Origin of the sequence: Comamonas trifloxystrobinivorans, from assembly GCF_043359985.1 — a bacterium.
Taxonomy (GTDB): Bacteria; Pseudomonadota; Gammaproteobacteria; order Burkholderiales; family Burkholderiaceae_C; genus Comamonas; species Comamonas trifloxystrobinivorans.
Genome location: NZ_JBHZGV010000021.1, coordinates 54,322 through 80,031 on the forward strand (window position 1 = coordinate 54,322; position 25,710 = coordinate 80,031).

A 25,710-nucleotide genomic window follows, 5' to 3' on the forward strand; every position below is an offset into this window, starting at 1 on the left:
TTAACAATGCTGGTATTGACCGCTGATTACAAAAGGCACTCCCGGCGAGTGCCTTTTGTCTTGGTGGCTCCTGTAACATGCTGGTCTGCGCCGGCCCGGGGCTGGCGCGCACCCTGTATTCGCGAATTTTCCCTCTGTACATGTCCAAACTCATCGTGCACGGCGGCACGCCCCTGCAAGGCCGCATCATCCCCTCGTCCAACAAGAATGCCGTGCTGCCCGTGCTGTGCGCCACACTGCTGACGAGCGAGCCCTTAAGCCTGCACGGCGTGCCCGATATCACCGACGTGCGCAAGATTCTCGACATCTTCGAGAAGCTCGGCTCCAGCGTGCAAATGGATTACGCCACGGGCGAGCTCAAGCTGCACCATGTGAACACCCATTTCGACGCCTGCAAGGACCACCTGCCCGAGGAGATGCGCTCGTCGATCATGCTCGTGCCGCCGCTGCTGGCCCGCTTTGGCGTGGCGCGGCTGGAGGACAACGTCAAGGGCTGCACGCTGGGCGTGCGCGAGATTGACCCGCATATCGAGGTATTCCGCCGCTTTGGCGGCCGCGTGGAACACGGCGAAGGCTCGCTGATCGTACGCGCCGACGGCAAGCTGCAAGCCACCCAGCACTGGCTGGATTACGCATCGGTCACCACCACCGAAAACTTTGTGCTGTGCGCCGCCACGGCCCAAGGCACCTCGGTGCTGACCAACGCCGCTTGCGAGCCGCACGTGCAGGAGTTCTGCCGCTTCATGGTGATGCAGGGCGCCAAGATCGAGGGCATCGGTACCTCGCGCCTCACCGTGCACGGCGTGCCCACGCTCGGCGGCGGCGAGTTCCATTTTGAGGAAGATTTCCACGAAATCACCACCTTCCTGGCGCTGGGCGCCATTACCGGTGGCGACGTGCAGGTGCGCAACCGCACGCCCGACAACTTCCCGCTGATCGACCGCACATTCGCCAAGTTCGGCGTACAGATCGAGCACAAGGACGGCTGGTCGCGCGCTATCCGCAAAGGCCCGCTGAAGGTGGAAACGCCTTTCACCCGCAACGTGCTGACCAAGGTGGAAGCGGCGCCCTGGCCGTATTTCCCGGTGGATCTGCTGCCCATCTTCATCGCCCTGGGCGTGCGCGCCGAAGGCAACGCCATGTTCTGGAACAAGGTGTACGACGGCGCCCTGGGCTGGACGGGCGAGCTGTCCAAGTTTGGCGCCCACGTGTTCTCGTCCGATCCGCACCGCATCGTCACCCTCGGCGGCAACCCGCTGAGCCCCGCCGTGGTGGAGAGCCCCTACATCATCCGCGTGGCGATCGCCCTGTTCATGGTGGCCGCCAGCATCGAAGGCCGCTCCGAAATCCGCAACGCCACCCCGATCAAGCGCGCCCACCCGCACTTTGTAGAAAACCTGCAAAGCCTGGGCGCCAAGGTGGAATGGGCCGGCGGCAACTGAAGCCCGGCCTTCGCCATCAAAGCAAAAGCGCTTGCTCCTGTTGGGGGGCAAGCGCTTTTTTCATGCAAGCAGCCAGCGACTCAGGCTGCAGCCTGCCTATCCCGCAGCGCCGGCTCAACCGAAGCCACCGGCGCTGGCTTCGCAGTAAGCGCACTCCCCATGGCCGCCAGCATGATGATGCCAATCGCAGACCACTGAATCACGCTCAAATGCTCACTCAAAATCAGCATGCCGGCGATGGCCGCAATGGCAGGCTCGGTCGCCAGCATGGTGGAGAAAGCGCCGGGCGAGAGGCGCTTCAAGGCAAACATTTCCAGCGAATAAGGGATGGCGCTGGAGACGGCCGCCACCGCCAAGCCGTAAAGCAAGATGGAGGGCGTGAGCAGCTTGGCGCCAGCTTCGGCAATGCCAAAAGGCACCACCACCACGGCGGCCGACAGCAGACCCAGCGACACCACCATGCCGCCGTGCATGTGGCCGGCACGGTTGCCCAGTACGATGTAGCCGGCCCAGCAAGCGGCTGCAATGGCTGCGTAGAGCAGGCCAATCGGGTCCAGCGTGCCCACTTGCACACCGAACATCGGCAGAATCAGCAGCATGAACAGGCCGCAGGCAGCTAGACCGAGCCAGACAAAATCGAGCCAGCGGCGCGAGGTGAGTACCGCCACCGACAACGGGCCAACGAACTCGATCGCCACCGTCACCCCAAACGGCAAGCGCTTGATGGCCATGTAGAACAGCAGGTTCATCAGCCCCAGCACCGCGCCAAAAATGGCGATTTGTTGCAGGTTGGCCTTGCTCGGGCCAAAGCGCCAAGGCCGCCAGATAGCCAGCAAGAGCAGCGCCGAGAAGCCCACGCGCAGCGCCGTCGTGCCCTGCGCACCGACGACCGGAAACAAATGCTTGGCAAAGCTGGTGCCCAGGCACAGCGAGGTGACCGAGCCCAGAACGGCCAAAGACGGCAGCACGCGCTGCCCCAGAGAATTTTGCATGGCTGCAATAATATTGCACAGCACCCAAGTAAATTACGCGAAGTTGCGGTGCCGCATGCAACTTTCACTCTCTCTGCTTTTTGGAGGCCTGGCGGTGACAGCCGATCTCGATGGGTTTGACCTGGCGATTCTCGCCATCTTGCAGCACAACAACCTCACGCCGCAGCGCGAGATTGCCGAGCAGGTGCACCTGTCGCCTGCTGCCGTGCAGCGCCGCATCAAGCGCCTGCACGAGAGCGGCGTGATAGCAGCCAACAGCGCCCAGCTCAGCCCCGAGGCGCTGGGCCGGCCGCTGACGATCATGATCGAGGTGCAGCTGGTCAACGAGCTCGACGCGCTGACCGCCGGCTTTCTGGCCCGCGTGGCGGCCGAGCCAGCCGTGCAGCAGTGCTACAACGTGACCGGCCATATCGACTACCTGCTGATCGTGACCGCCACCGACATCCAGGAGTACCAGGACACGGTCAAGCGCCTGTTCGAGGGCGACCAGAACATCCAGCGCTTCAAGACCTTTGTGGCGCTGGCCACCTTGAAGCGCAGCCTGCACATTCCGCTGCCCGCCGCCAAGCGCTGAGCCCTCTTGCAAACGCGCTGGCCAGCACCATCTTCCATCTATCGATGCCAGAGAGCCATTAGCTACTGAGCATCACCCGAGGAGAACAACCGCCATGCAAGAGAGCAACCCCACCATCATCATCAGCGCCCAGGCGCTGGACCGGCGCCTGCCGGGCATCGACCCCTTTATTTTTGGCGCCTACCACCAGGACCACTATCCGGCAGGCAACGGCCAGCTCGGACCCGACGCCCAACTGCTGCAGGGCCGCGACATAGGCATGGATTTCAGCGGCAAAGACGGATTCAGCATGTACCACGGCGACCAGGTGCCGGGCTTTCCGGCGCACCCGCACCGCGGCTTTGAGACCGTGACCATCGTTCGCCAAGGCCTGGTGGACCACGCCGATTCGCTGGGCGCTACCGCCCGCTACGGCGAAGGCGATGTGCAGTGGCTCACCACCGGCAGCGGCGTACAGCACGGCGAAATGTTCCCGATGGTGCACGAGGACAAGGCGAACACGCTCGACCTTTTCCAACTCTGGCTCAACCTGCCCGCCAAGCGCAAGATGGCCAAGCCCGACTTCACCATGTTCTGGGCCGGCGACATTCCGCACGTGGTGCAAACCGACGCCCAAGGCCGCAAGAGCGAGGTGGAAGTGATTGCCGGCGATTACGCGCCAGTAGACCCGGCAGCAGCTGGCGGCCAAAAGCTGGCCAAGGCACTGACGCCGCCGCCTGACTCCTGGGCCAGCGAGCCCGGTGCGGACGTGGCGATCTGGATCATCCGCGTGGAGCCCGGTGCCAGCCTGGTGCTGCCCGCTGGCAGCAGCGCCGCCAGGCGTGCGCTCTACCTGACGACAGGCAGCACCGTTACCATCGACGGCCAGCGCTTCAACCAGAAAGTGATGGTGGAGGTACAAGCCGACCACCCCGCCCCGCTGCGCAACGACGGCAACGAGGTGATCGAGGTGTTGCTGCTGCAAGGCAAGCCGATTGGCGAGCCCGTGGTGGCACAAGGCCCGATTGTGATGACCAGCCAGCAAGAAGTGCTGCAGGCGCTGCACGACTTTCAGCGCACCCAGTTTGGCGGCTGGCCCTGGCCCAGCCGAGCCCATACGCACGGCACAAAAAAGCGCTTTGCCCAGCACCCGGATGGGCGGGTGGAGGCGCCAGCCGAATAAGCCCGCTATCACCGCTGCCGACCAGGCCCGACCATTGAACAATGGCGGGCCTTTTTTCTTGCTTTTCTGCGGGCGCGGAGAGGTGAGCGCCCTCAACATCGGCGGCGATTGAGCCCCGCTGGCGGCGCAGCCCGGCCGGGCCTGCAACAATAGCGCTTTCCGGTTTTATCGACTCATTGCCGTGGACGCACACCTCCAAAGCGCGCTCGACCTGGCTGGCCAGGCGCTGTTCATCACCTCTCCCAACCCCCGCGTAGGCTGCGTGCTGGTCGATGCGCAAGGCCGCGTCATCGGCCAGGGCCACACCCAGCAAGCGGGCGGTCCGCACGCCGAAGTGATGGCGCTGCGCGACGCCGCAGCCCGCGGCCATGCCACGGCAGGCGCTACTGCCTACGTAACGCTGGAGCCCTGCTCACACCACGGCCGCACCGGCCCTTGCTGCGACGCGCTGGTGGCCGCGGGCGTGAAAAAAGTGGTGGCCGCCGTGGCCGACCCGAACCCGCTCGTTGCCGGCAACGGTTTTGCCCGCTTGCGCGCCGCCGGGGTAGAAGTGGAAGTGGCCAGCGCAGACGAAGGAGGCGCTGCCTCACGCGATTTGAACATTGGCTTTTTCAGCCGCATGGTGCGCAAAACGCCTTGGGTAAGGCTCAAGGCCGCCATGTCGCTGGACGGCAAAACCGCCTTGCTCGACGGCAGCAGCCAGTGGATCACCAGCCCGCAAGCCCGCGCCGACGGCCACTACTGGCGCGCCCGCGCTTGCGCCATCTTGACGGGCATCGGCACCGTGCTGGCCGACGACCCGGCACTGAACGTGCGCGACATTGCCACTCCGCGCCAGCCGCGCCTGGTGGTGGTGGACAGCCAGTTGCGCACACCGCCCACAGCACGCCTGTTTACCACGCCCCGCCAGGTGCTGATCTACGCCGCCCAAGACCACGCCGAGCGCCGCGCCGCGCTGGAGGCAGCGGGCGCCACCGTTATCGTTTTGCCGCAAGCGGGCAGCGAGCAGCCACAAGTCGATCTGCCAGCCATGCTGCGCGACCTGGGCCAGCGCGAAGTGAACGAGCTGCACGTAGAAGCCGGCGGCGTACTCAACGGCGCTTTGCTGCAAGCGGGCTTGGTGGACGAATGCCTGCTGTACATTGCGCCACTGCTGCTGGGGCGCGGCCAAGATGCTTTTGGCGGCATGAATTTGGCGCAATTGGCCGATGCTGCGCGGCTGGAAATAGTCTCCGCCACTGCCTTGGAGCCAGACCAGCGCTTGATTGCTCGTTTGCCTGGGCACTACGAGTTTTAAGGCTCATCACAGAAGTTGGCGGTCTGAAAAGCCGCGCCCAACCATTGCCAAGGCGCAGCCTTAATCGGTATACCCCCGGCAAGCGCCAGCATTAGGCAACCCCCTGCACTCCGCCCGCAACCGCCTCTCACGCTCGCCGCGAGTCTCCTCGCTGCTGCTCTTGCTGCGCTTGGATTTGACCGACTTCTTCGGCTGGCTGGCCGAAGCAGCGCTGCTATCGCTTTTCTTGCGCGCCGCCGAGGCATCAGCAGCCGGCAAAGCCAGCGCCAAGATGGCGGCCAAGGCCGCTGTGACTAAAGTGGATGTACGCATGTTCAAATCTCCTCCAGAGCTCAACAAAACTTGCTTGTACGCTGCGCCCGGCCGCTAGTTTCTGCGCCAGCACAAGCTACTGGCAAAGCCTGCGTTGCTGCGGCGATACGCCTTGGCGCAGGTCTAAACATCGCAGTGCAACAGGCCGTTAGCCAGAGGCGGCACAATAGCCGGGCTGTTTGTTCGCCCTTACTCCCCATGCCGCCCCTTGTTGCCACACCCCACCGCGCCCAGCCCGGCCGCCTGCTTTGCGCCTCCTTGCTCGTGGCGGCCAGCCTGCTCGCCGGTTGCGCCAGCAAGCTGCCCACCCAGGTGGAGCGCCCAGTCTCGCACGCCGTGGTGCCAGACAACAAGCTCCCGCTGGCCGCTTTGGCGGCGCAGCGCAAGCAGGCCGAGAACAAGGCGGGCAACGGCGCCTCGGGTTTCGAGATTCTGGCGGGCGCGCAAGCCGCCTATGGCGCACGCCTGGCGCTGGTGCAAGGCGCGCAGAAGACGCTCGACCTGCAGTACTACGCCATCCACGCCGACGCCAGCACCGCTCGCCTTCTGGAGAGCGTGGTGGCCGCAGCACGCCGGGGTGTGCGGGTGCGCGTGTTGCTGGACGATTTTCATGGCACGGGACGCAACGCGCAGGTGATGCGGCTGGCTTTTGAGCCGAACATCGAGATGCGCATGTTCAACCCGCTGCCCGGCAACCGCGAGTCCAGCCTCAGCCGCATGTGGAACGCGGCCACCGATTTTCAGCGTGCCCAGCAGCGCATGCACAACAAGCTGTTTCTGGCCGACAACGTGATGGGCGTGATGGGCGGGCGCAACCTGGGCGACGCGTACTTTGGTGCGGACGAGAACTCCAGTTTTCTAGACACCGATGTGCTGGCCGTGGGCCCGGTGGTGCGCGATCTCTCGCGCAGCTTCGACAGCTATTGGAACAACCAGCGCGCCTACCCGGTGCAGTCGCTCATCAGCAAGCAAGAGCTGGAGAGCATGCACCAGGCCTACCAGGCCAGCGATGCAGCGCGTGCCGAGCGCGGCGGCGATGGTGATGGCGACGTCAATGGCAGCCGCCCCACGCCGCCCGACGGCGAGCCGCGCCCGCAAGGCGGCATTCCTGCCAGCCAGCATGCCAAGGCCTGGGACATGCAGCCGCTCGATCTGCGCCGTGTGCCGCTGGTCTGGGCTTTGGCGGTAATGGTGGCCGATGCGCCGAGCAAGATTCCAGCGGTCGATTCCGACGGCAATGCCGAGGCGCTTACCACCGCGCCCGGCGTGATCGAGAGCAAATCGCTGCGCGCACTGCGCCTGCAAGCGGCCGCGCTCACACCCAATGCCGAGGCGCCAGCGGCGGCGGATTCGGTGGTGGATGGCCTGGTAACGCTGCTGGGTTATGCACGCAAAGAGTTGCTGATCGTCTCGCCCTATTTTGTGCCCGGCGAGAGCATGCAGGCCGCCTTCAAAGCGGCAGTGCAACGTGGCGTGCGCGTGCGTATTCTCACCAATTCGCTGGCGTCGAACGACGCACCCATTGCCCACATTGGCTATGCGCGCTACCGCGAGCAGTTGCTGCGCGACGGCGTGGAGCTGTTCGAGCTGATCAGCGACGACAGCAATCTGCGCGCCGCCTTTGGCGTGGGTAGTGGCCAGAACAGTTTCAGCGAAGGCAAACGCCTGATGCTGCACAGCAAGGTGCTGGTGCTCGATGGGCAGCTTTTCGTCATCGGCTCGATGAACCTGGACCAGCGCTCCAAGCTGCAGAACACCGAGATTGCGGTGCTGGTGCGCAGCCGCAAGCTGGCCGGCCAGGCCAGCAGCATGATCGAAAAAGGCCTGCAAACCGGTGCCTGGAAAGTGCAGCTGCAAGACGGCAAGCTGCTGTGGGTGGCGCCCGAAGGCAGCAGCCTGAGCAACGAAACCACCGAGCCTGACACCAGCTTGCCGCTGCGGCTGATGCTCAAGCTGATTGCGCCAATTACGCCGGATTCGCTGCTGTAAGCAAGCCCGCCTCGGCCTGCAGCTGCGCCAGCCAGATGGTGATGGCGCGCTGGTCCGTCATCACGCGCACATGCTGGTAGGCGGCTTCTGCCTCGGGGTAGGCGCGGCGCATCAGGTTCAGCCACTGTTTGAGGCGGCCGGCGCGCTGGCGCGGCTCCAGATCGGCGCAGACCAGATCCCAAAAGCGCTGCAAGGCGGGCAGCAGGTCGGGCCACTGCACATCGCGGTAGCCGGCGGGCACAGGCTCGCCGCTGCGCTCGGCCCAGGCTTTGCGGATGCGCCAGGCCAGGCCCGGATCCGCCACAATGCCGCGCCCCAGCATCAGGTCTTGGCAACCCGATTCGGCCTGGCAGCGCAGTGCGTCTTCGACCGTCCAAATTTCGCCATTGGCCACCACGGGCAAGCGCACGGCTTCGCGGATGCGGGCAATCTGGTCCCAGTAAGCGGGCGGGCGATAGCCGTCCTGCTTGGTGCGGCCGTGCACCACCAGCTCGCAAGCGCCGCCGGCTTGCATGGCCTGGGCGCATTCCAGCATGAGGGCGCGGTCGTTGAAGCCCAGGCGCATCTTGGCCGACACAGGCAATTGCTCGGGCACCGCTGCGCGCACGGCGCTCACCACCGCATGAATGGCCTCGGGGTATTGCAAGAGCGATGCACCGCCGCCATGGCGGTTCACCACCTTGGCCGGGCAGCCAAAGTTCAGGTCAATGCCTTCGGGCGACAAGGCCGCCAGCCGCGCCGCATTGGCCGCCATGCTGGCCGGGTCGCTGCCCAGCAATTGGGCGCGCACCGGCGTGCCCGCTGCTGTGCGGCTGCCAGCCAGCAGCTCGGGCATGGTGCGCAGGTAGACCTTGTCGGGCAGCAGGCTGCCGGTGATGCGGATGAACTCGGACACGCAGCGGTCAGCCCCGCCAATGCTGGTGAGCACATCGCGCAAAACAAAATCGAGCAAGCCCTCCATCGGGGCCAACAGCAAACGCATGGTCGTGGTGAAAAACAGCTGAAAATTTGCCGCCTGGGATGCTGGCGGCGATCCTGCAACGCGCTCAGTGAACGCCGCTTACCAGGCCACCTGCAAGCGCCACAGCGTGGTCATCTCGGCAGCGCGGGCGCGGTGCAGCGGGTTGGTTTCGTCTTGCGCCTTGGGGTGGCGCGGGCGGATATTGTGCTTGCCCACCACTTGCAGGCCCGCCTCGGCAATCCAGGCTTGCAGCTCGTCGCGGCTGCGCAGGCCCAGGTGCTCGGCAAAGTCCGAGAGGATGAGCCAGGCCTCGCCGCCGGGCGCCAGATGGGCGGGCACGCCGCTCAGAAAGCCGCGCAGCATGCGGCTGCCTTCGTCGTACACGGCACGCTCCACCGGCGCGCTGGGCTTGGCGGGCACCCAAGGCGGGTTGCACACCACCAGCGCGGCCTTGCCGGCAGGGAACAGATCGGCCTGCTCCAGTTTTACCTGGGCGCTGGCGCCCAGGCGCTCCAGATTCTCGGCCGCGCAAGCCAGTGCACGCGGGTCGTTGTCGGTAGCAATGATTTGCTTGATGCCACGGCGCGCCAGCACAGCAGCGATGACGCCGGTACCCGTACCAATATCAAAAGCCAGCGACTGCTTGTTCAAAGCCGTGGGCAAGGGTGCCTGAGCGATCAGATCGATATATTCGCCACGCACCGGCGAGAACACACCGTAATGCGGGTGAATGCGCGCATAACCCTTGGCATTGAGCTTGGCCAGCGCGGGAATCTCCACACCCTTTTTGCGCCACTCGTGCGCGCCTACCAGCGCTTGCAGCTCGCGCAGCGACACCACATTGCTCAGCTCACCAGCGGCTGCGCCCCAGGCTTCGCTGCAAGCAGCCTCTACCTGCGGCGCACGGCGCAAAGCCATGCCGTACTGCGCATCAAGCTCAATCAGCAGCATCGACAACACACGCGCACGCTGCGCCTGCAGTTGGCGCTGCTGGTGGAAAGGCAGCGACAGCTGCGCAGCAGGCAAGCCGGCCTTGGCGGGCGGCACCACTTTTTTCTTGGCACTGCGCGCGCCGGTTTTGTCCAGCCGGCGGCCCAGAGCTTGCAGCAGCATACGGGCGTTCTGGAAATCGCCACGCCAAAGCAAGGCCGTGCCTTCGCAGGCCAGGCGGTAGGCCACGTCAGCGGGCATGGTGTCGTCGGCCAGCGCCACCCGCGCCGGGGCCGCGCTGCCGCGCTCGCAACGCCAGCGGGCGCGGTGTTCGGCGCCCTCCTCGGTCCATTCGATGGTGGCAAAAGCCTCTGGCGAAGCGGTGGTCATAAAAGCTGCTTTCAAAAACAAAAAAGGCCGCACAGGCGGCCTGGGGCGGGATGGCTGCCCGGCCCGCCGCATGGCGAGCCGATGCAAATTATCCGCGGTTCATCAAAGAGCGCTGCATGCGCACTTCTTCAATCTTGATGGCGCCCACGGTGGCGGTCTTGGCGGTCGACATTTCGCGCTTGAAACCGGCCGATTCGTGGAAGCGCAGAGCGCGTTCGTTGCGCAGCGGCACCCAGGCGGTCACGGTGGTGCAGCCTTCTTCGGACAGGCCGTCACGCGCAGCGTCCCACAGGGCCACGCCCACGCCTTGGTCCCAATGGGTAGGTGCAGCGTAAATAGCCCAGATCTCGCCCGTGGTGGGGCGGGTTTTAGCGTCGCGCGAGCGGTCAAAGCCCACGAAACCGACGATCTTGTCGTTCTCGACAGCCACTTGCACCTGGGGCTCGCAGAACTCGATGGCTTCGCGCCAGTAAGCCTGGCGTTTTTCCACCGACGACATGGCCTTGAGCTGGTCATCGGGCAGCACGCCGCGATAGGCTTCTACCGAGGCAGCGGCGTGGATCTGGGCAATGGCTTTGGCATCACGGAGGGTTGCGGGACGAACCTGGATGGTGATAGTTTCAGACATGAAAAACCGAAAACAAAAATCAATGAATTAAGCGAAAAGCACGCACAACTCGTCGTACACTGCGACCATCCCGCCCGGCCGGGTGCCAGTCCCCTTCATGGAGCTCACAAGGGCTCGACATAAGGGCTGCAGCACGCCATGGCTCACGCCAGCAAAGGCAGGCACAAATTGCTGCCAATGGCTGTTTTTAAGGGTGTATGGAAGAGTCAGCGCGTGAACAGCGCGCCGCAAGTGGTGTGGTGCTCGAAAGCCCGCCATTGTCGCACTCCCGACATCATTTGGGTAGTCCCTCTCTTGGCTTGTAGGTCAATTTACGCAGGGGTTTGCAAGCGTCGGCATTTGCGCTAGGCGTTTACCCTAGGCCGCGCTGCTATAGAAAAAACAGCAACTTAGCGCTGCAGCCAGCGCTTGAGCAGGCCCAGCAGCGCATCAAAACGCCGCCCATACGGCGGGTACAAACTGCTCGCAGGCGACCAGGAACCACTTTGCAACACCGGTTTGGCGTGCGAAAAGCGCATAAATCCGTGTTCGCCATGGATGGCACCCCAACCACTGGAGCCCCAGCCGCCAAACGGCAGGCCGTCGTGCACAAACTGCAGCAGGCAATCGTTCAGGCACACGCCTGCGGCCCGCACACGGCGCGCAGCTTCGCGCCCCTGTTTGGCATCGCTGCCAAACCAGTAAAAGGCCAGCGGTATTTCTTGCGCATGGATGGTGGCTAGCGCCGCCTCGCGCTCGTCGTATACCAACACGGGCAGCACCGGGCCAAAAATCTCTTCCTGCATCAGCGCCATCTCGGGCGTAGCGCCCAGCACCAAAGCGGGGGCCAGTTGGCGGCTGATGCCGTCACCCATGCGGTTTTGCGGCTCATTGCCACTGTCGCTCAGGCGCAGCACCTGCGCGCCGTGCTGCTGGGCTTGGGTCAGCAAGGCGTCAATACGGCTGGCATGGCCGGCGTGGATGAGCGAGACGTAATCGGCATTGCCCTGGAAGCTGGGGTACATCTGCTGCGCAGCCTGGCTGAAAGCATCGACAAAAGCCGCTTCGCTGCCACGCGGCAGCAGCACATAATCGGGTGCGATGCAGGTTTGGCCGGCGTTCAAGAGCTTGGCATGGGCGATCTTGCGGGCGGCGGCGCGCACATCGCAACCGGCTTCCAGCAAGCAAGGCGATTTGCCGCCCAGCTCCAAGGTGGTGGGCACCAACTGGTTGGCTGCCGCCAGCGCCACCTTGCGCCCCACAGCGGTGGAGCCGGTAAAAAGCAAATGGTCGAGCGGCAGTGCCGCCAGATCGGCCGCGGCTGCGGCATCGCCTTGCAACACGGCCAGCTCGTCGTCGGCAAAATGGCGCGGCACCAGATCGGCCAGCAACGCACTGGTTTGTGCCGTGTATTCACTGGGTTTGACGATGACGCGGTTGCCCGCCGCCAGCGCGCTCACCACCGGGCCCAGCGCCAGCAGCAAAGGGTAGTTCCACGGCGCAATCACGCCCACCACGCCCAGCGGCACTGGCTGCACCCAGGCCCGCGCCGGCCACAGCTGCAAAGGCGTGCTCACGCGCCGGGCGGCCGACCAGCGTTTGAGCTGGCGCAAGGCCAGCTGCAGTTGGCTGTGCAGCGGCACCAGCTCGGTGAGTTCGGTCACCCGCGCAGAGCGCTGGCCAAAATCGGCCTGCACCGCTTCGCACAGCGCCTGCTCACTTTCCACCAGCATTTTCTGCAGGCGCAGCAGGCGCTCGCGCCGCACCAGCACGGGCGTGTCCGGCTCCGCGCGGCTGGCTGCGCGCATGGCAGCAAAGCGGCTGGGCAGCTCATTCACGTCCATAAGGCTTTCCACTTTCCTTCAACGGGCCGGTCGGCCAGGCCCACGGCGGCCATAAAAAAACCCGGCCAGCGCGGGGCGCCAAACCGGGTTTGCTTTGCTCTGCAAAGAATGGCTTGCAGTGCCAGATCAGTGCTGCGAACGAATCTCGCGGGGTTCCACATCCGTCACGTCGATCACGGCCGGGCGGGACGTTGCCGCCGCTGCGTTGCCACTGCGGCCTTGCGCCGTCCAGCGGGCGGTGCTGCGGTACACCGTGGTCCAGCCCGAGGCCGGGTTCATCTTGAAGGCGAACGGCACCACCGGTTTGCCGGTGAGCTTGGCCCACAGCATGCGGGCGCCCCACAGCAGCGCGCCAATGGCGGCGACCACCAGCAGGCTGGCAAAAAACACCAGCCCGGCCAGTACCACGACCACACGCAAAGTCCAGCCCACCAGAGTTGCCAACAATTCGTTCAACGCACTTCCTTTCAATATTTGCACTGCGCCAGCGGCGCACCACTTCATAGTAGGCGCCGCTGGCTATTTTTCAAGTCCCAGACGGGCTGCAGATTGTCAAACAAGCATAGCGCTAGCGAATGCTTGTTTGTCCTACATGGTTACCCAGGGTATCAGGCTTGTTCCACCGGCTTGCCAAAATGGAACTCGCCAGGGGCCTGCACCGGATCGACCGACACCGGGATCGTGCTCTTGGGCGGGTATTTGCCCTCCAGCAGCAAGCGCGACAGCGGGTTCTCGATCCGTTGCTGGATGGCCCGCTTGAGCGGACGCGCACCAAACACCGGGTCAAAGCCCACCTTGGCGAGCTCGGCCATGGCGTTGTCCGACACCTGCAGATGCAGATCCATCTTGGCCAAACGCCCTTCCAGCTGCTTGAGCTGGATGCGTGCGATGGACTCGATGTTCTTCGCATCCAGACCGTGGAACACCACCGTCTCGTCAATCCGGTTCAGGAATTCGGGCCGGAAATGGTTCTTCAGTTCCCCCCAGACCGCATCTTTTACATCTGCATACGACTCACCGACCATGGCTTGGATGAGCTGCGAGCCGATATTGCTCGTCATCACGATCACCGTGTTCTTGAAGTCCACGGTACGGCCCTGGCCATCGGTCAGGCGCCCGTCGTCGAGCACCTGCAGCAGGATGTTGAAGACATCGGGGTGGGCTTTTTCCACCTCGTCGAGCAAGATCACGCTGTACGGTTTGCGGCGCACCGCTTCTGTCAGGTAACCGCCTTCGTCGTAACCCACATAGCCCGGAGGCGCACCGATCAGGCGCGAGACGGAGTGCTTCTCCATGAACTCGCTCATGTCGATGCGGATCAGGTGGTCCTCGCTGTCAAACAAAAAGCCTGCCAGCGCCTTGCACAGCTCGGTCTTGCCCACGCCCGTCGGGCCCAGGAAGAGGAAAGAGCCGGTCGGCCGGTTCGGATCGGACAGACCCGAGCGCGAACGGCGGATGGCGTTGGAGACGGCGCTGATCGCCTCGTCCTGGCCCACCACACGCTCGTGCAGCTTGTCTTCCATGTGCAAGAGCTTGTCTTTCTCGCCCTGCATCATCTTGGCCACCGGGATACCGGTGGCACGGCTCACCACCTCGGCAATCTCTTCGGCGCCCACTTGCGTGCGCAAAAGCTTGTGGCCTTTTTCCTTGGTCTGCTCGTCCTTTTCGTCCTTTTGCACATCGGCCAGCTGCTTTTCCAGGCTGGGCAGCTTGCCGTATTGCAGCTCGGCCACCTGGTTGAAATCGCCCTTGCGCGTGGCTTCCTGGATCTGGAACTTGATCTGGTCGATGTCCTTGCGGATCTGCTCGCTGCCCATGGCATCGGCCTTCTCGGCTTTCCAGATCTCTTCCATGTCGGCGTACTCGCGCTCGATCTTGGCCAGGTCTTCCTCGATCAGTGCCAGGCGCTTTTGCGAAGCCTCGTCGGTCTCCTTCTTCATCGCCTCGCGCTCGATCTTGAGCTGGATCATGCGGCGTTCGAGCTTGTCCATCACCTCGGGCTTGGAATCAATCTCGATCTTGATCTTGGCCGCTGCCTCGTCGATCAGATCAATCGCCTTGTCGGGCAGGAAGCGGTCGGTGATGTAACGCGCCGACAGCTCGGCTGCCGCCACGATGGCCGGGTCGGTAATGTCCACGCCGTGGTGCGCTTCGTACTTCTCTTGCAGGCCGCGCAGAATGGCGATCGTGTCTTCCACCGAAGGCTCGTTGACCAGCACTTTCTGGAAACGACGCTCCAGCGCCGCATCTTTTTCGATGTACTTGCGGTACTCGTCCAAGGTGGTGGCGCCAATGCAATGCAGCTCGCCGCGCGAGAGTGCGGGCTTGAGCATGTTGCCGGCATCCATGGCGCCATCGGCCTTGCCGGCGCCCACCATGGTGTGGATTTCGTCGATGAAGAGGATGATGCGGCCTTCTTCCTGCGCCACTTCCTTCAGCACAGATTTCAGGCGCTCTTCAAAATCGCCACGGTACTTGGCGCCAGCCAGCAGGCCAGCCATGTCCAGCACCAGCACTTTCTTGTCGCGCAGGGTATCGGGCACCTCGCCGGCCACAATGCGCTGGGCCAGGCCTTCGACAATGGCGGTCTTGCCCACACCGGGCTCGCCGATCAGCACCGGGTTGTTCTTGCTGCGGCGCTGCAGCACTTGGATGGTGCGGCGGATCTCGTCGTCGCGGCCGATCACCGGGTCAAGCTTGCCGCTGCGGGCGCGCTCGGTCAGGTCCAGCGTGTATTTTTTCAGGGCTTCCCGTTGGCTTTCGCCGTCTGCACTGTCCATGCTCTGTCCTCCGCGTACGGCGTCAATCGCCGCTTCCAATGCCTTGCGGGTCAATCCCGCTTCTTTGACGATGCGGCCGGCCTCGCCCTTGTCGTCGGTCAGCGCCAGCAAAAACAGCTCGCTGGCGTAGAACTGGTCGTTGCGCTTGATGGCCTCTTTCTCGGTGGCCTGCAGCACGCGCTGCAGCTCGGGGCCCACGCTGACCTGGTCTTGCCCCTGCACCTGCGGCAGGCGCTTGATGGCGTTCTCAGCCGCCGTGGTCATGGCAGTCACATTGGCACCGGCACGGGCCAGCAGCGACTTGGGGCCGTCAGGCTGGCGCAGCATGGCCGTCAGCACATGCACGGGTTCGATATACGCGTTGTCGTTGCCGAGCGCCAGCGATTGGGCGTCCGACAGTGCCTCTTGAAATTTGGTTGTAAGTTTGTCGATTCGCATGATTATTGGTTTCCCGTTAGGAAAATTGAACTGACGAATATCTGGCGATGCCGAGCAGATTTTCAAGCGGCTGCCAGCCGCGAAATGGGCCGTTTTATGACAGGCGAAAGCACGGCCAAGCGCCGAGCTGCCAAGGCAGGCAGCCCTGATATCAGGAAGATACAAATGGAATCGACGCTTGCCGCTATGCTTTTGCAAGCGCCGTGCCGAGGGTCGGCAGATGTATCAGATTGCAAGCATTTGCGACAGATCAAATGCGGGGCGGCCCGGGCCTGTGCCGGACAGCCGCCTGGCGACTAGCGCCATTTCGCCATGGCCGCTTCGTCGCTCACCCGCGCGTCCACCCAGCGGGCGCCTTCGGGCGTGTCTTCCTTCTTCCAGAAAGGCGCCTCGGTCTTGAGGTAGTCCATCAAAAACTCGCAAGCCTGGAAGCTCTCGCCCCGGTGCGCGCTGGAAACTGCCACCAGCACAATCTGCTCTTGCGGCTGCAGCAGCCCTACGCGGTGGATGATGCGTGCGCCAAAAATATCAAAGCGCTGGCGCGCCGCCTCCACCATCTCGGCAATCGACTTCTCCGTCATCCCCGGGTAATGCTCCAGCTCCATGCTCGCCACACTGCTGCCATCGTTACGATCGCGCACCGTGCCCACAAAACTGCAAACCGCCCCAATGCGCGCATCCGCCGCGCGCAGCAAGCGCAGCTCTTCGCTCACATCAAAGTCAGCGGTTTGGACGGCGATATGGGTGTGGAACATGGGGAAACTCGTTCAGTACATCGGGAAAGGTCGAGCCTAGCACGGCCAGATACGCATCTATGAAGCGATATTCACCGAATTTTTCCCAATATAAGCAGCAAATTACCCGAGTCTCGTTACAGTTGGGACATGAAAAACCACAGTGATGACTTTGCCAAGAGGCTCAAAAATGAGTGGCTTGAGCCTTTCTGCGAAACACGCAGTTTTTCGTCGCAAGGCTTTGATCCTCAAGGGTTGCGAAAACTGAGTCCCAAAGATGCCCGAGACTTTATGGAAGCGGTCGACACTGGGCTGGTGAGCCATCACAACGGAAGTTTCTTGACGGCCCAAAGTAAGGCTAAAGAGCAGATATTTTGGGAAGGATCTCGCACTACTCAGCCTCGCAAAATCACCCTTTGGCAGGAGCCCATCATCACGATGGCAGGAATGTGCCGTCTATCCAGAGATTTTCATTGGCCAGCTCAGCAACTAGGTCTTCAGTCCGCGAACTGGGCATTCGACTTGGTGGCCTATGACCATTCATTGACCGATGAACTCTTGCTTTGCGAAGTCAAGAAAACCGAACGAGAGATCGACACCCTGGTCCAGTACATGCATCGGCACTCAAACACACCTAATTCTGCTTTACCCGAAACAAAAGGTGCAGAAAGAAATGCGCTCAAAAAAGTCATAGCTCTTCGGGAATCGAGCGCCAAAACATTTTGGGCACTTGGCCCCAACAGTTACAGCCAAGTTTTTAGCGTCTCTTCTAAAGACGGTGCTTTAGTACTTACAAAAGCGAACAACTCAGCACTGATGGCTCCAAACGGCTGACGTCGGCAGCAATCCATCCTCCCTACCAGCCCATCGCGCTTGCGGCACACTAGCGCCATTCCTGCTTTTTGAAAAATCCCCATGGTCAGCAAAACCCTGAGCGCCCACGGCTGCCTGCTCTACCCCAACCCGCGCAACGAACATCGCATCGTGTTTGAGCACCATGTGTTTGTGCCGCACCCGTACGCGATCATCGACATCCCGGCGATGGATCTGGCGGGCAAAACCAGCGTCTACGCCGCCTGCCGCGACAGCGACGGCAAGATGGGACAGGTGGTGACGTTTGAGTTGGAAGAGGATTTGGCGCGCTTTGAAAAGCGCTTTACGCCATAAGTCACCCAACACAGAAACTACAAAAACAATAGCTGCTGGCGCGCAATGAAAGCACGCCAGCAGCTTTTTTTATAAAGCCGCGCAAAGCGGCTTAGCAAAGGTGCTTTATGCCGCTTCCTGCACGCGGTGGTAGCCTTCGGTCGCGGTCAGCAAACGCCGCGCATAGTCAGTCTGCACAGCGCCCGCACGCACCGCCTCAGTGCTCAGGCTTTCGACGATTTCGCCGTGTTGCATGACTGAGAGGCGGCTGCACAAGAAGGCAACCACGGCCAGATTGTGGCTGACCAGCAGCATGGTCAGGCCGCGCTGCTGGTGCAGTTTTTTGAGCAGATTCAAGACCTCGGCCTGCACCGATACGTCGAGCGCGCTGGTGGGTTCGTCGAGCAACAGCACTTGCGGCTCCAGCACCAGGGCGCGAGCGATGGCAACGCGTTGGCGCTGGCCGCCCGAGAGCTGGTGCGGGTAGCGGTAGCGAAAGCTTGCGTCCAGGCCCACATCGGCCAGGGCCTGGGTGACGCGGGCGTCGATCTGGTCCAGGCCGTGGATCAGGAGCGGCTCGCGCAGGCTTTGGTCTACGGTCAGGCGCGGGTGCAGCGATGCGTACGGGTCTTGGAAAACCATTTGCACGGCGCGGCGCTGGGCCTTGGGCATGTGTTTGGCCACGGGCTGGCCGGCCACTTGCATCTGGCCGCCGGAGAGCGGCGTCATGCCGCACAGGGCACGCAGAATGGTGGATTTGCCTGAGCCGGATTCACCCACCAAACCATAGGCTTCGCCAGCAGCCACTTGCAGGCTGACGCTGTGCACCACGGTTTTAAAGCCTTGCGGCGTGTCGAAACCGATGTTGGCGTTTTGGATGTCGATCATGGCGCAACTCCGGCCGTAGCGGCGTTTTGTGGTTCGCGCCAGCGCGGGTCGCGCTGCATCGTGGGTAACCAGTCTTGCGCATGGTGCAGTTGCGGGCTGGCAGCCAAAAGCGCTCGCGTGTAGGGGTGCGCGGCATGCTGCAGATCAGCGGCGGCGCAGGTTTCCATCACCTGGCCGGCGTACATCACCACCACGCGGTCGCAGAACTGGCTCACCAGTTCCAGATCGTGGCTGATCAGGATCAGGCCGGTGTTGTGCCGGGCAATCATTTCGTCCAGCACGCGCAGGGTTTGCATGGCCACCAGCACATCGAGCGCGCTCGTCGGCTCATCTGCAATCAGCAGTTGGGGGCCGGACGAGACCATCATCGCAATCATCACGCGCTGGCCCATGCCGCCTGAGAGCTCGTGCGGATAGGCTTTAAGCACGCGCTCCGCGTCGCGGATGTGCACGGCCTCCAGCGCCTGCACCATGCGCGCTTGCAAGGCCGCGCCTTTGAGTTGCGGCTCGCGCAGATGGAAAGCCTCTTTCATCTGCTTGGCCACGGTCATCACCGGGTTGAGCGAGTATTTCGGGTCTTGCAGGATCATGCCGATGTCGCGCCCGCACAGCTGGCGCCGCGCTGCGGGCTTCATGGTCAGCAGGTCCTGGCCGGCAAAACGCATGGCGTCGGCCGACCACACCGCCCCCGGCGCCAGCATGCCCAGCAAGGCGCGGCCGGTGAGCGATTTGCCCGAGCCCGATTCGCCCACAATGCCCAGGCGCTCGCCGGGCTGCAGGCTCAGCGAGATGCCGCGCACCACTTCGCGCAGCGCCCCGGTAGAGCTAGGAAAGCTGATGCGCAGATTGCTGATTTGCGCCAACGGTTCCGTATTAGTCATGGCGGCAGTCCTCAATCAGCGTGCCTAGGGTCGAACACGTCTCGCAAGCCATCGCCCAGCAAATTGAAAGCCAGGCTGACCAGCAAGATAGCGATACCTGGCACCGTGGCAACCCACCACGCATCCACCAACACGTTGCGGCCCGAGGCCACCATGAAGCCCCATTCCGGGCTGGGCGGTTGCGCGCCCAGGCCCAGAAAGCCCAGGCCGGCGACGGTGAGGATGATGCCGGCCATGTCGAGCGTGGCGCGCACGATGACGGACGACATGCACAGCGGCGTGATGTAGCGCCACAGAATGCGCGCGTGGCTGGCGCCTTGCAGGCGGGCGGCGTGGATGTAATCGCTGTCGACCACCTTCAGGGTTTCGGCCCGCGCCAGGCGGGCGTAGGCGGGCCATGCGGTGATCGAGATAGCAATCACCGCATTCACCACGCCCGGCCCCATGGCCGCTGCAAAGGCCAGCGCCAGCACGATCTTGGGGAAAGCCAAGGCGATGTCGGTCACGCGCATCAGCACCGCGTCTACCCAGCCACCAAAGTAGCCCGCCACCACACCGATCAGCAAGCCGATCGGCACCACGATGACGAGCACCAGCATGGCGATCACCAAGGTGAGGCGCGAGCCGTAGACAATGCGCGAGAAGATGTCGCGCCCCAGCTGATCGGTGCCCAGCCAGTGGCCGGCGCTGCCAATGGGCTGCAGGCGGTCGCTCAGCACCTGCACCAGCGGATCGTGCGTGGCGATCCACGGCGCAAACAGGGCCAGCAACAGCAGCAAGACCAGCACCAGCAAGCCGGCCATGCTGAGCGGGTTGCGTGCAAAGCGGCGCGCACGCCGGTACCACAGGCCCCAGAAGGCCTGGCGCGGCGAGGCCGGTGCCTCGGACAAAAGCCAGTCGCGCAAAGGCGGCTTGGCGGTGGTGGTTGCGGTGGTAGGTTCGGTACTCATGGCGCTCAGGATTTGCGACGGGCACGCGGGTCGAACACCGCGTACAACACATCGGTCAGCAGGTTGATGACGACGAACACCGTGCCGATCACCAAGGTGCTGCCGAGAATGGCGCTCATGTCGGCATTCATCAGCGCGCCGGTGAGGTAAGAGCCTATGCCCGGCCACGAGAAGACGATCTCGGTCAGCACAGAGCCTTCGAGCAAATTGCCGTAGGTGAGCGCAATCACCGTGAGCAAGGGCACGGCGATGTTGCGAAAAGCGTGGCCCCAGATGACGCGCCATTCCGGCACGCCTTTGGCGCGCGCGGTGATGATGTATTCCTGGCTCAGCTGCTCCAGCATGAAAGCCCGCGTCATGCGGCTGAGGTAGGCCACCGAGAAGTAGCTCAGGATCAGCGTTGGCAGCGTGATGTGGCGCAGCGCATCGACAAACACATCCCATTCACGGGCGATCAGGCTGTCGATCAGGAGGCTGCCGGTGACCTCGGTCACCATGCCGTCAAACACGGCATCGACGCGCCCCGGCCCGGGCAGCCAGCCAAGCTTGGCGTAGAACAGCATCAAGCCCATCATGCCGAGCCAGAAGACCGGCATGGAGCTGCCGATCAGGCTGACAAAGCGGGCGATATGGTCGGTGAGTTTGTTGTGGCGCACAGCGGCCGCCACACCCAGCGGCACGCCAATCAGCACGCCCAAAATGGTGGACAGCGTGGCCAGCTCCAAGGTGGCGGGGAAGACGCGCTTGATGTCTTCCCACACCGGGTTGCTCGTCAAAATCGACGTGCCCAGATGGCCATGCAGCACATCGCGCACATACATCGCAAACTGCTGCCACAGCGGCTTGTCGAGGCCCATGGCCTCTTTGGCGGCGTTGTAAATATCAGGCGTGGCACGGTCGCCTACGACGGCGAGCACCGGGTCGATCGGCACCATGCGGCCGATGTAAAAGGTGATGGCCAACAGGCCCAGCAAGGTGACTGCCAGCATCAGCAGCCAGCGCAGCACGCCCCAGGCTTTGCGCAGCAGCCGCGCCGAGAGCGGGCGCTGCGCCGTGGTGCCTGCGGCAGCGCCGGTTGCCGGCGGTGGAGCAATTGCAGAAGCCATAAAAACCCATCGAAACCTGGCGGCCAAGCATGCCCGGCCACCTTGAGAAACCAGCGGGTGCGGCGCCTGTGCCTGGCACCCGCTCAAGGCAAAAACCGATCAGTCCTTTTTCACGCTGCGGTAGTGCACCAGGTCGTAGATCGGGCCGACGCTGAAGTCTTTGACGTTCTTTTGCATGGCCACCTGGCTGACCTTGTTGAACATCACCACATAGGGCGAGACAGGCTGAAAGTCTTTTTGCAGCGCCTCGTAGAGCTGGGCGCGCTTGCCTGCATCTTGCTCAGCCAAGGCGGCATCGGTGCGCTTGGTGAAATCAGGAATGTCCCAGGCATTGCGCCACGACAGCATCTTGAAAGGCGAGGCGTCGGAGTTGTCCGGGTTCCAGGCAAAGCCCTGGGCGTTGGAGTGCGGGTCGAGGTAATCGGCCGACCACTCGCCCATGTAGATGTCGTGCGTGCGGGCGCGGTACTTGGCCAGCGTTTGTTTGTTGTCGGCGATATTGAGCGTCAGCTTGATGCCGGCCTTGGCCATGTCGGCCTGCACTGCCTGCGCAATCTCGTTGTAGGGGTAGGAGTTGCGCACTTCCATGCTCACCGCAAAGCCGTCGGGCACGCCAGCTTTGGCGAGCAGCTCTTTGGCCTTGGCAATGTCTTGCTTGTAGGGGTTGTTCTTCCAGGCGCCCAGCATGTTGGGTGGCAGGAAGGTCTGGTGCACGTTGTAGAGCGATTTGACGATGTTCTTCTGAATGCCTTCGTAATCCACCGCATAGCGCATGGCCTCGCGCACCTCGGGCTTGGCGAGGTTGGCGTTTTTCTGGTTCATGCCCATGTAATAGACCACCGCCTGCGGCACGGGCTGGAGCCGGATCTTGCCGGTTTTCTCCAGCGCCACCATGTCGTCGGGGCTGAGCTCGCGGGCAATATCGACATCGCCTTTTTCCAGCAGCAGGCGGCGGCCCGACGCCTCGGGCACATGGCGCAACACCACGCGCTTCATGGCAGCGGGAGCGCGGTGGCCGTCATAACGGTCCAAGGTCAAGGTCTGGTTGGGCGTCCACTTGTTGAGCTTGAAAATGCCCGAGCCCGCTTCGTTGGTCTTGAGCCAACCGTTGCCCATGTCGTTGCCCTGGGCCTTTTCGGTGAGCAGTTTTTTGTCGACGATCGAGGCCGGCCAGCTGCCCAGGATGGAGAGCACAAAGGTCGGCGCCAGCTTGCGATCGGTGGTGACGGAGACGGTGTTCGCATCCACCAGCTTGATGTTCTGCAGCGCGTTGTCTTTGTTCAGCCCGATGCCGGCCAGCACCACGGCCGCGCCCTTGCCCAGCAAAGGCGTGCGCTGCAGCGACCAGGCCACATCTTCTGCGGTGACCGGGTTGCCCGAGTGGAACTTTTGCCCCGAGCGGATCTTGAAGGTGAAGGTTTTGCCGTCTTCGCTGACGCTCCAGGATTCGGCCGCATCGCCGTCGAACTCGCCGGGCTTGGCCAGGTTGGCGCGGATCAGGCGGTCATAGGTGTTGGAGAGGTATTCCATGGGCACCAGCTCGTAGACCTCGGCCGGGTCGAGCGTGGAGAACTCGTCCAGCGTGCCGGCCATCACCAGCATGTCCTTGGGCGTTGCCGCCTGCGCGGCCGGCAGCCAGCCGAGCGCCGTTGCACCACAAGCCACCGCAGCAGCAGCGGCCAGAACCTGTCTACGAATCACTGTTTGCATGGAACACTCCTCTCAAAAATTGTTGAAAGCCCCACAAGGCATAGCAAGCGCCGTGCCCGCTAATCCATCAGCTTGGGCAAGCCGCCTGCACCATCTTCGATCAGCGGGTACTGCATGGCGCCGGGCAACTGGTAGTGCCACCACTCACTGGGAATATGCTCAAACCCGGCCGACAGCATGATGCCCAGCAGCAGCAAGCGGTTGCGCTGCACGGGCTCGGGCAGGCCGGCACAGAAGTGGAAAGACTCAGCCTGCATGGCGTCAAAGCCGGTGCCCATGTCGAGCTCTTGGCCGTCCAGCCCGAGCAGGCTCACATCCACCGCGCAGCCCCGCGTGTGGTGCGAGCCGCGCTTGGGGTCTGCCACAAAGGTCGGGTCTTGGGCAAAGTCGAACAGAATCTGCTGCGCCCGCGCCGGCCGAAAAGCATCGAACACCAGCAAGCGCATGCCCGCTTGGCGCGCCGACAGCGAGGCCCGTGTGAGTGCTTTTTCCGCATCCGGGTGCAGATAGCAGTAGGCGTTGCGGTAAACGGGCTGGCCGGTGAAGTTGTGGGGCGTGGCGTAGGCCAGCTGCAGGCGAACGTCGTGGTCGTTTTCGGTGATTGCTACCAGAGATGCGGTGGGCGCCATAGCTGTGTATTTGCCGCCGGCAACGGGTGCTTGTGGCACCCGGGGCGCGCTGCCAGCAGCAGCGTCAACCCGGCGGACTGGGTCGTAAAAACTGCTGAATACGATAACCACAATGGCGCGCCCGCCATGCTGGGACTAACCCCTGTTGACCGCCCAGCCGTCACCATCAGCTACACTTTTTGCATGCAAGACGGCAGCCAGATTTTTATCCCCGATTCCTTCATCGCCCTGTTCCAGGGCCGCCAGCAGCGCCTGCAAGCGCCGCTCGGCGAAGTGGCGGCACGCTATGAGCTGTGCGAAGACCTGGCGCAGATGCTGGTGGAGCAGGCGCAGATTCTCTACCACCAAAGCGCCCCGTCCGAGAGCGCGATTTTGCAGACCATGTTCCAAGGCTTGCAGGCCGACGGCGCCGTGGTCAGCCCCGGCGAAGCCCGCTGGGTGATCTTGCGCCTGGCCGAACTGCTGAACTGGCAAACACCAGAGCTGCTGTTGCCCGAGCGCGCCGACTGAGCGGCTCCAACGGGCCTGTCAGCGCCCTGTTTTTGCGGCAGCAGCGCCACAGATGGCACAGTTTTGCAGAGTTTTCCGCCCCTCTTTATAAATAGCAACAATTTATCAATATATTCTGTTGATAGATTGTTTTTTATTGCCTGGCCTGTCATTCAAGCCCGGCTCCGCTTGCTATAAAGGACTGCGAACGTGAACCTCTCTCCTCTGCGCTGCTTGGCTTTGTCTGCCGGCACCACTGCCTTGCTCGCCCTGACTGCCTGTGGCGACAAAGCGGCCGAAGCACCCGCCCCGGCGCCAGCAGCAACACCTGCCCCAGCCCCCGCTGCGGCCCCTGCGCCAGCGCCCGAACCAGCCCCGGCTCCGCCCCCCGCGCCTGCAGCCGCCGACCCATCGGCCAAACTGAACGTCTATATCGACTGCTTCAACGAAACCCATGAGCGCGCCAACCAGGCGATGGAGCGCTATGCGTCGTGGGTCAAGGACATGAAGGCCGGCCCCACCGGCAAGGAGCGTACGGTGTACGGCACCTACACCATCTTGGAGCACACCCTGGCCAAGTGCAACCAGCCCGTGCTGAACGCCATTGCCGCCCAACCCGCCCTGCCCGAGCTGGACGCTGCCGCCAAGGCCTATGCCGAGACCATCCAGGCCTGGGGCAAGACCTTGGTGGAAGCCGACAAGTACTACAGCCGCGAGAACTACAAGGACGACCAGATGGCGCAAGGCAAGGCCATGCACCCCGATATCGTCAAAAACTACGACGCCTACAACGCTGCCACCAAAGCTTTCAGCGCCGCGCTGGAGGCCGAGAACGACAAGGTCCACCTGGCCGAACTGGCCGCCGTAGAAAAAGCGGAAGGCCGCAAATACCAGTACTGGCACATGTCCACCATGATCGCCGCCAAGCAGTTGGTGAACCTGATCGCCGAAGACAAGTTCGACGTAGAGGCCGCCAACGCCAAACTCAAAGCCTACGAACAAGCCTCAGACAGCCTGGTGAAATACACCAAAGAGCCAGGCGCCCAAGCGCCCATGACCTTTGTGGCCATGGAGCACCTGTACGAGCAGTTCCTGGTAGCCGCCAAGCAGCGCATCCGCCGTGTGCGTGACAACCAGGCTTACAGCTCTGGCGAGAAAATGAACCTGTCGAACGGCTCCGGCTGGATGGTGGAAGGCAGCCCCGACCATTTGGTGCGCGAGTACAACCAGCTGATCGAGAACAGCAACCGGATGAACTGATACTCAGCGCTTGCGCTTTGCGTACAAGCCACTTGGCCTTCATCAGGCCGCGTGGCTTTTTTCATGTGGTTCGACTAGCGCCGAACCCACACATGGCATAGCCCAGCGGCACTGTGCTCGCAGGCTGTTGGCTGTTGGCTGTTGGCTGTTGGCTGTTGGCTGTTGGCTGTTGGCTGTTGGCTGTTGGCTGTTGGCTGTT

General features: G+C 63.0%; 24 protein-coding genes. 10 read left to right on the forward strand and 14 right to left on the reverse strand.

The annotated features are described in order from the left end of the window. Window positions 1-140 precede the first annotated feature (140 nt). Window positions 141-1,442 (forward strand): UDP-N-acetylglucosamine 1-carboxyvinyltransferase, encoded by a 1,302-nt coding sequence (locus ACFIQF_RS21380; protein ID WP_393945668.1) that lies wholly within the window; start codon window positions 141-143, stop codon window positions 1,440-1,442. A gap of 80 nt (window positions 1,443-1,522) precedes the next feature. Here the strand turns inward: ACFIQF_RS21380 and ACFIQF_RS21385 are convergent, their stop codons facing one another. Then, window positions 1,523-2,434: an EamA family transporter gene (locus ACFIQF_RS21385; protein WP_393945669.1), complete on the reverse strand. Its 912-nt coding sequence runs from the start codon at window positions 2,432-2,434 to the stop codon at window positions 1,523-1,525. A gap of 55 nt (window positions 2,435-2,489) precedes the next feature. Between ACFIQF_RS21385 and ACFIQF_RS21390 the strand changes: the two genes are divergently transcribed. The 5 genes from ACFIQF_RS21390 (at window position 2,490) to ACFIQF_RS21410 (ending at window position 7,768) form a co-directional block, all read left to right on the forward strand. Then, window positions 2,490-3,008: an Lrp/AsnC family transcriptional regulator gene (locus ACFIQF_RS21390; protein WP_393945670.1), complete on the forward strand. Its 519-nt coding sequence runs from the start codon at window positions 2,490-2,492 to the stop codon at window positions 3,006-3,008. Window positions 3,009-3,102: 94 nt separating this feature from the next. Continuing rightward, window positions 3,103-4,170, forward strand: coding sequence for a pirin family protein (locus ACFIQF_RS21395; RefSeq protein ID WP_393945671.1), 1,068 nt, complete (start codon window positions 3,103-3,105; stop codon window positions 4,168-4,170). 181 nt (window positions 4,171-4,351) lie between these two features. Beyond that, window positions 4,352-5,467, forward strand: a complete 1,116-nt coding sequence (gene ribD / locus ACFIQF_RS21400) for a bifunctional diaminohydroxyphosphoribosylaminopyrimidine deaminase/5-amino-6-(5-phosphoribosylamino)uracil reductase RibD (protein ID WP_393945672.1) — start codon at window positions 4,352-4,354, stop codon at window positions 5,465-5,467. Between the two features lie 169 nt (window positions 5,468-5,636). After that, on the forward strand, window positions 5,637-5,837 hold the full coding sequence (locus ACFIQF_RS21405; protein ID WP_393945673.1) for a hypothetical protein: 201 nt from the start codon (window positions 5,637-5,639) through the stop codon (window positions 5,835-5,837). Between the two features lie 140 nt (window positions 5,838-5,977). Next, window positions 5,978-7,768 (forward strand): phospholipase D-like domain-containing protein, encoded by a 1,791-nt coding sequence (locus ACFIQF_RS21410; RefSeq protein WP_393945674.1) that lies wholly within the window; start codon window positions 5,978-5,980, stop codon window positions 7,766-7,768. Here the strand turns inward: ACFIQF_RS21410 and ACFIQF_RS21415 are convergent. From ACFIQF_RS21415 to moaE, 7 genes are all read right to left on the reverse strand, one after another. After that, entirely contained in the window at window positions 7,746-8,750 is a 1,005-nt protein-coding gene (locus tag ACFIQF_RS21415; protein WP_393945675.1) for a tRNA dihydrouridine synthase, read from the reverse strand. The genes ACFIQF_RS21410 and ACFIQF_RS21415 overlap by 23 nt on opposite strands. A 78-nt stretch (window positions 8,751-8,828) precedes the next feature. Beyond that, the gene (locus ACFIQF_RS21420; protein WP_393945676.1) at window positions 8,829-10,049 is read right to left on the reverse strand and encodes a methyltransferase; all 1,221 of its coding nucleotides are present in this window, start codon (window positions 10,047-10,049) and stop codon (window positions 8,829-8,831) included. Window positions 10,050-10,137: 88 nt separating this feature from the next. After that, window positions 10,138-10,677 (reverse strand): GNAT family N-acetyltransferase, encoded by a 540-nt coding sequence (locus ACFIQF_RS21425; RefSeq protein ID WP_393945677.1) that lies wholly within the window; start codon window positions 10,675-10,677, stop codon window positions 10,138-10,140. Between the two features lie 389 nt (window positions 10,678-11,066). Next, window positions 11,067-12,500 (reverse strand): aldehyde dehydrogenase family protein, encoded by a 1,434-nt coding sequence (locus tag ACFIQF_RS21430; RefSeq protein ID WP_393945678.1) that lies wholly within the window; start codon window positions 12,498-12,500, stop codon window positions 11,067-11,069. A gap of 126 nt (window positions 12,501-12,626) precedes the next feature. Further along, a complete protein-coding gene (locus tag ACFIQF_RS21435) occupies window positions 12,627-12,956 on the reverse strand; it encodes a hypothetical protein (protein WP_393945679.1) in 330 nt (109 codons plus the stop codon). Between the two features lie 152 nt (window positions 12,957-13,108). Continuing rightward, window positions 13,109-15,718, reverse strand: coding sequence for an ATP-dependent chaperone ClpB (gene clpB, locus ACFIQF_RS21440; RefSeq protein ID WP_393945680.1), 2,610 nt, complete (start codon window positions 15,716-15,718; stop codon window positions 13,109-13,111). 296 nt (window positions 15,719-16,014) lie between these two features. Beyond that, the gene (moaE, locus tag ACFIQF_RS21445; RefSeq protein ID WP_393945681.1) at window positions 16,015-16,473 is read right to left on the reverse strand and encodes a molybdopterin synthase catalytic subunit MoaE; all 459 of its coding nucleotides are present in this window, start codon (window positions 16,471-16,473) and stop codon (window positions 16,015-16,017) included. Window positions 16,474-16,602: 129 nt separating this feature from the next. On the opposite strand from moaE, the gene ACFIQF_RS21450 reads away from it, so the two are divergent. Beyond that, window positions 16,603-17,286 carry a hypothetical protein gene (locus tag ACFIQF_RS21450; protein WP_393945682.1) on the forward strand — a complete coding sequence of 228 codons (684 nt, stop codon included), beginning with the start codon at window positions 16,603-16,605 and terminating at the stop codon, window positions 17,284-17,286. A gap of 81 nt (window positions 17,287-17,367) precedes the next feature. Beyond that, on the forward strand, window positions 17,368-17,619 hold the full coding sequence (locus ACFIQF_RS21455) for a hypothetical protein (RefSeq protein WP_393945683.1): 252 nt from the start codon (window positions 17,368-17,370) through the stop codon (window positions 17,617-17,619). A 105-nt stretch (window positions 17,620-17,724) separates the two neighbouring features. Here the strand turns inward: ACFIQF_RS21455 and ACFIQF_RS21460 are convergent, their stop codons facing one another. The 6 genes from ACFIQF_RS21460 to ddpX form a co-directional block, all read right to left on the reverse strand. After that, window positions 17,725-18,486 carry an ABC transporter ATP-binding protein gene (locus ACFIQF_RS21460; RefSeq protein ID WP_393945684.1) on the reverse strand — a complete coding sequence of 254 codons (762 nt, stop codon included), beginning with the start codon at window positions 18,484-18,486 and terminating at the stop codon, window positions 17,725-17,727. Next, on the reverse strand, window positions 18,483-19,367 hold the full coding sequence (locus ACFIQF_RS21465) for an ABC transporter ATP-binding protein (RefSeq protein WP_393945685.1): 885 nt from the start codon (window positions 19,365-19,367) through the stop codon (window positions 18,483-18,485). The genes ACFIQF_RS21460 and ACFIQF_RS21465 overlap by 4 nt, the downstream gene beginning before the upstream one ends. Window positions 19,368-19,378: 11 nt before the next feature. Then, window positions 19,379-20,317, reverse strand: a complete 939-nt coding sequence (gene nikC / locus ACFIQF_RS21470; protein WP_393945686.1) for a nickel transporter permease — start codon at window positions 20,315-20,317, stop codon at window positions 19,379-19,381. Window positions 20,318-20,322: 5 nt separating this feature from the next. Next, a complete protein-coding gene (locus ACFIQF_RS21475; protein ID WP_393945687.1) occupies window positions 20,323-21,423 on the reverse strand; it encodes an ABC transporter permease in 1,101 nt (366 codons plus the stop codon). A gap of 99 nt (window positions 21,424-21,522) precedes the next feature. Then, complete coding sequence (locus ACFIQF_RS21480; RefSeq protein WP_393945688.1) at window positions 21,523-23,133, reverse strand: ABC transporter substrate-binding protein; 1,611 nt, start codon at window positions 23,131-23,133, stop codon at window positions 21,523-21,525. 59 nt (window positions 23,134-23,192) lie between these two features. After that, a complete protein-coding gene (gene ddpX / locus ACFIQF_RS21485; protein ID WP_393945689.1) occupies window positions 23,193-23,762 on the reverse strand; it encodes a D-alanyl-D-alanine dipeptidase in 570 nt (189 codons plus the stop codon). 183 nt (window positions 23,763-23,945) lie between these two features. Between ddpX and ACFIQF_RS21490 the strand changes: the two genes are divergently transcribed. Both ACFIQF_RS21490 and ACFIQF_RS21495 read left to right on the forward strand, forming a co-directional pair. Beyond that, a complete protein-coding gene (locus ACFIQF_RS21490; protein WP_393945692.1) occupies window positions 23,946-24,272 on the forward strand; it encodes a hypothetical protein in 327 nt (108 codons plus the stop codon). Between the two features lie 189 nt (window positions 24,273-24,461). Next, window positions 24,462-25,511, forward strand: a complete 1,050-nt coding sequence (locus ACFIQF_RS21495) for a YiiG family protein (protein WP_393945690.1) — start codon at window positions 24,462-24,464, stop codon at window positions 25,509-25,511. Window positions 25,512-25,710 lie beyond the last annotated feature (199 nt).

Coding starts and splice junctions, on each gene's coding strand:
- ACFIQF_RS21380 (WP_393945668.1), top strand. CDS start 141: ATGTCCAAACTCATCGTGCACGGCGGCACGCCCCTGCAAGGCCGCATC.
- ACFIQF_RS21385 (WP_393945669.1), bottom strand. CDS start 2,434: ATGCAAAATTCTCTGGGGCAGCGCGTGCTGCCGTCTTTGGCCGTTCTG.
- ACFIQF_RS21390 (WP_393945670.1), top strand. CDS start 2,490: ATGCAACTTTCACTCTCTCTGCTTTTTGGAGGCCTGGCGGTGACAGCC.
- ACFIQF_RS21395 (WP_393945671.1), top strand. CDS start 3,103: ATGCAAGAGAGCAACCCCACCATCATCATCAGCGCCCAGGCGCTGGAC.
- ACFIQF_RS21410 (WP_393945674.1), top strand. CDS start 5,978: ATGCCGCCCCTTGTTGCCACACCCCACCGCGCCCAGCCCGGCCGCCTG.
- ACFIQF_RS21415 (WP_393945675.1), bottom strand. CDS start 8,750: ATGCGTTTGCTGTTGGCCCCGATGGAGGGCTTGCTCGATTTTGTTTTG.
- ACFIQF_RS21420 (WP_393945676.1), bottom strand. CDS start 10,049: ATGACCACCGCTTCGCCAGAGGCTTTTGCCACCATCGAATGGACCGAG.
- ACFIQF_RS21425 (WP_393945677.1), bottom strand. CDS start 10,677: ATGTCTGAAACTATCACCATCCAGGTTCGTCCCGCAACCCTCCGTGAT.
- ACFIQF_RS21430 (WP_393945678.1), bottom strand. CDS start 12,500: ATGGACGTGAATGAGCTGCCCAGCCGCTTTGCTGCCATGCGCGCAGCC.
- clpB (WP_393945680.1), bottom strand. CDS start 15,718: ATGCGAATCGACAAACTTACAACCAAATTTCAAGAGGCACTGTCGGAC.
- moaE (WP_393945681.1), bottom strand. CDS start 16,473: ATGTTCCACACCCATATCGCCGTCCAAACCGCTGACTTTGATGTGAGC.
- ACFIQF_RS21450 (WP_393945682.1), top strand. CDS start 16,603: ATGAAAAACCACAGTGATGACTTTGCCAAGAGGCTCAAAAATGAGTGG.
- ACFIQF_RS21455 (WP_393945683.1), top strand. CDS start 17,368: ATGGTCAGCAAAACCCTGAGCGCCCACGGCTGCCTGCTCTACCCCAAC.
- ACFIQF_RS21460 (WP_393945684.1), bottom strand. CDS start 18,486: ATGATCGACATCCAAAACGCCAACATCGGTTTCGACACGCCGCAAGGC.
- ACFIQF_RS21465 (WP_393945685.1), bottom strand. CDS start 19,367: ATGACTAATACGGAACCGTTGGCGCAAATCAGCAATCTGCGCATCAGC.
- nikC (WP_393945686.1), bottom strand. CDS start 20,317: ATGAGTACCGAACCTACCACCGCAACCACCACCGCCAAGCCGCCTTTG.
- ACFIQF_RS21475 (WP_393945687.1), bottom strand. CDS start 21,423: ATGGCTTCTGCAATTGCTCCACCGCCGGCAACCGGCGCTGCCGCAGGC.
- ACFIQF_RS21480 (WP_393945688.1), bottom strand. CDS start 23,133: ATGCAAACAGTGATTCGTAGACAGGTTCTGGCCGCTGCTGCTGCGGTG.
- ddpX (WP_393945689.1), bottom strand. CDS start 23,762: ATGGCGCCCACCGCATCTCTGGTAGCAATCACCGAAAACGACCACGAC.
- ACFIQF_RS21490 (WP_393945692.1), top strand. CDS start 23,946: ATGCAAGACGGCAGCCAGATTTTTATCCCCGATTCCTTCATCGCCCTG.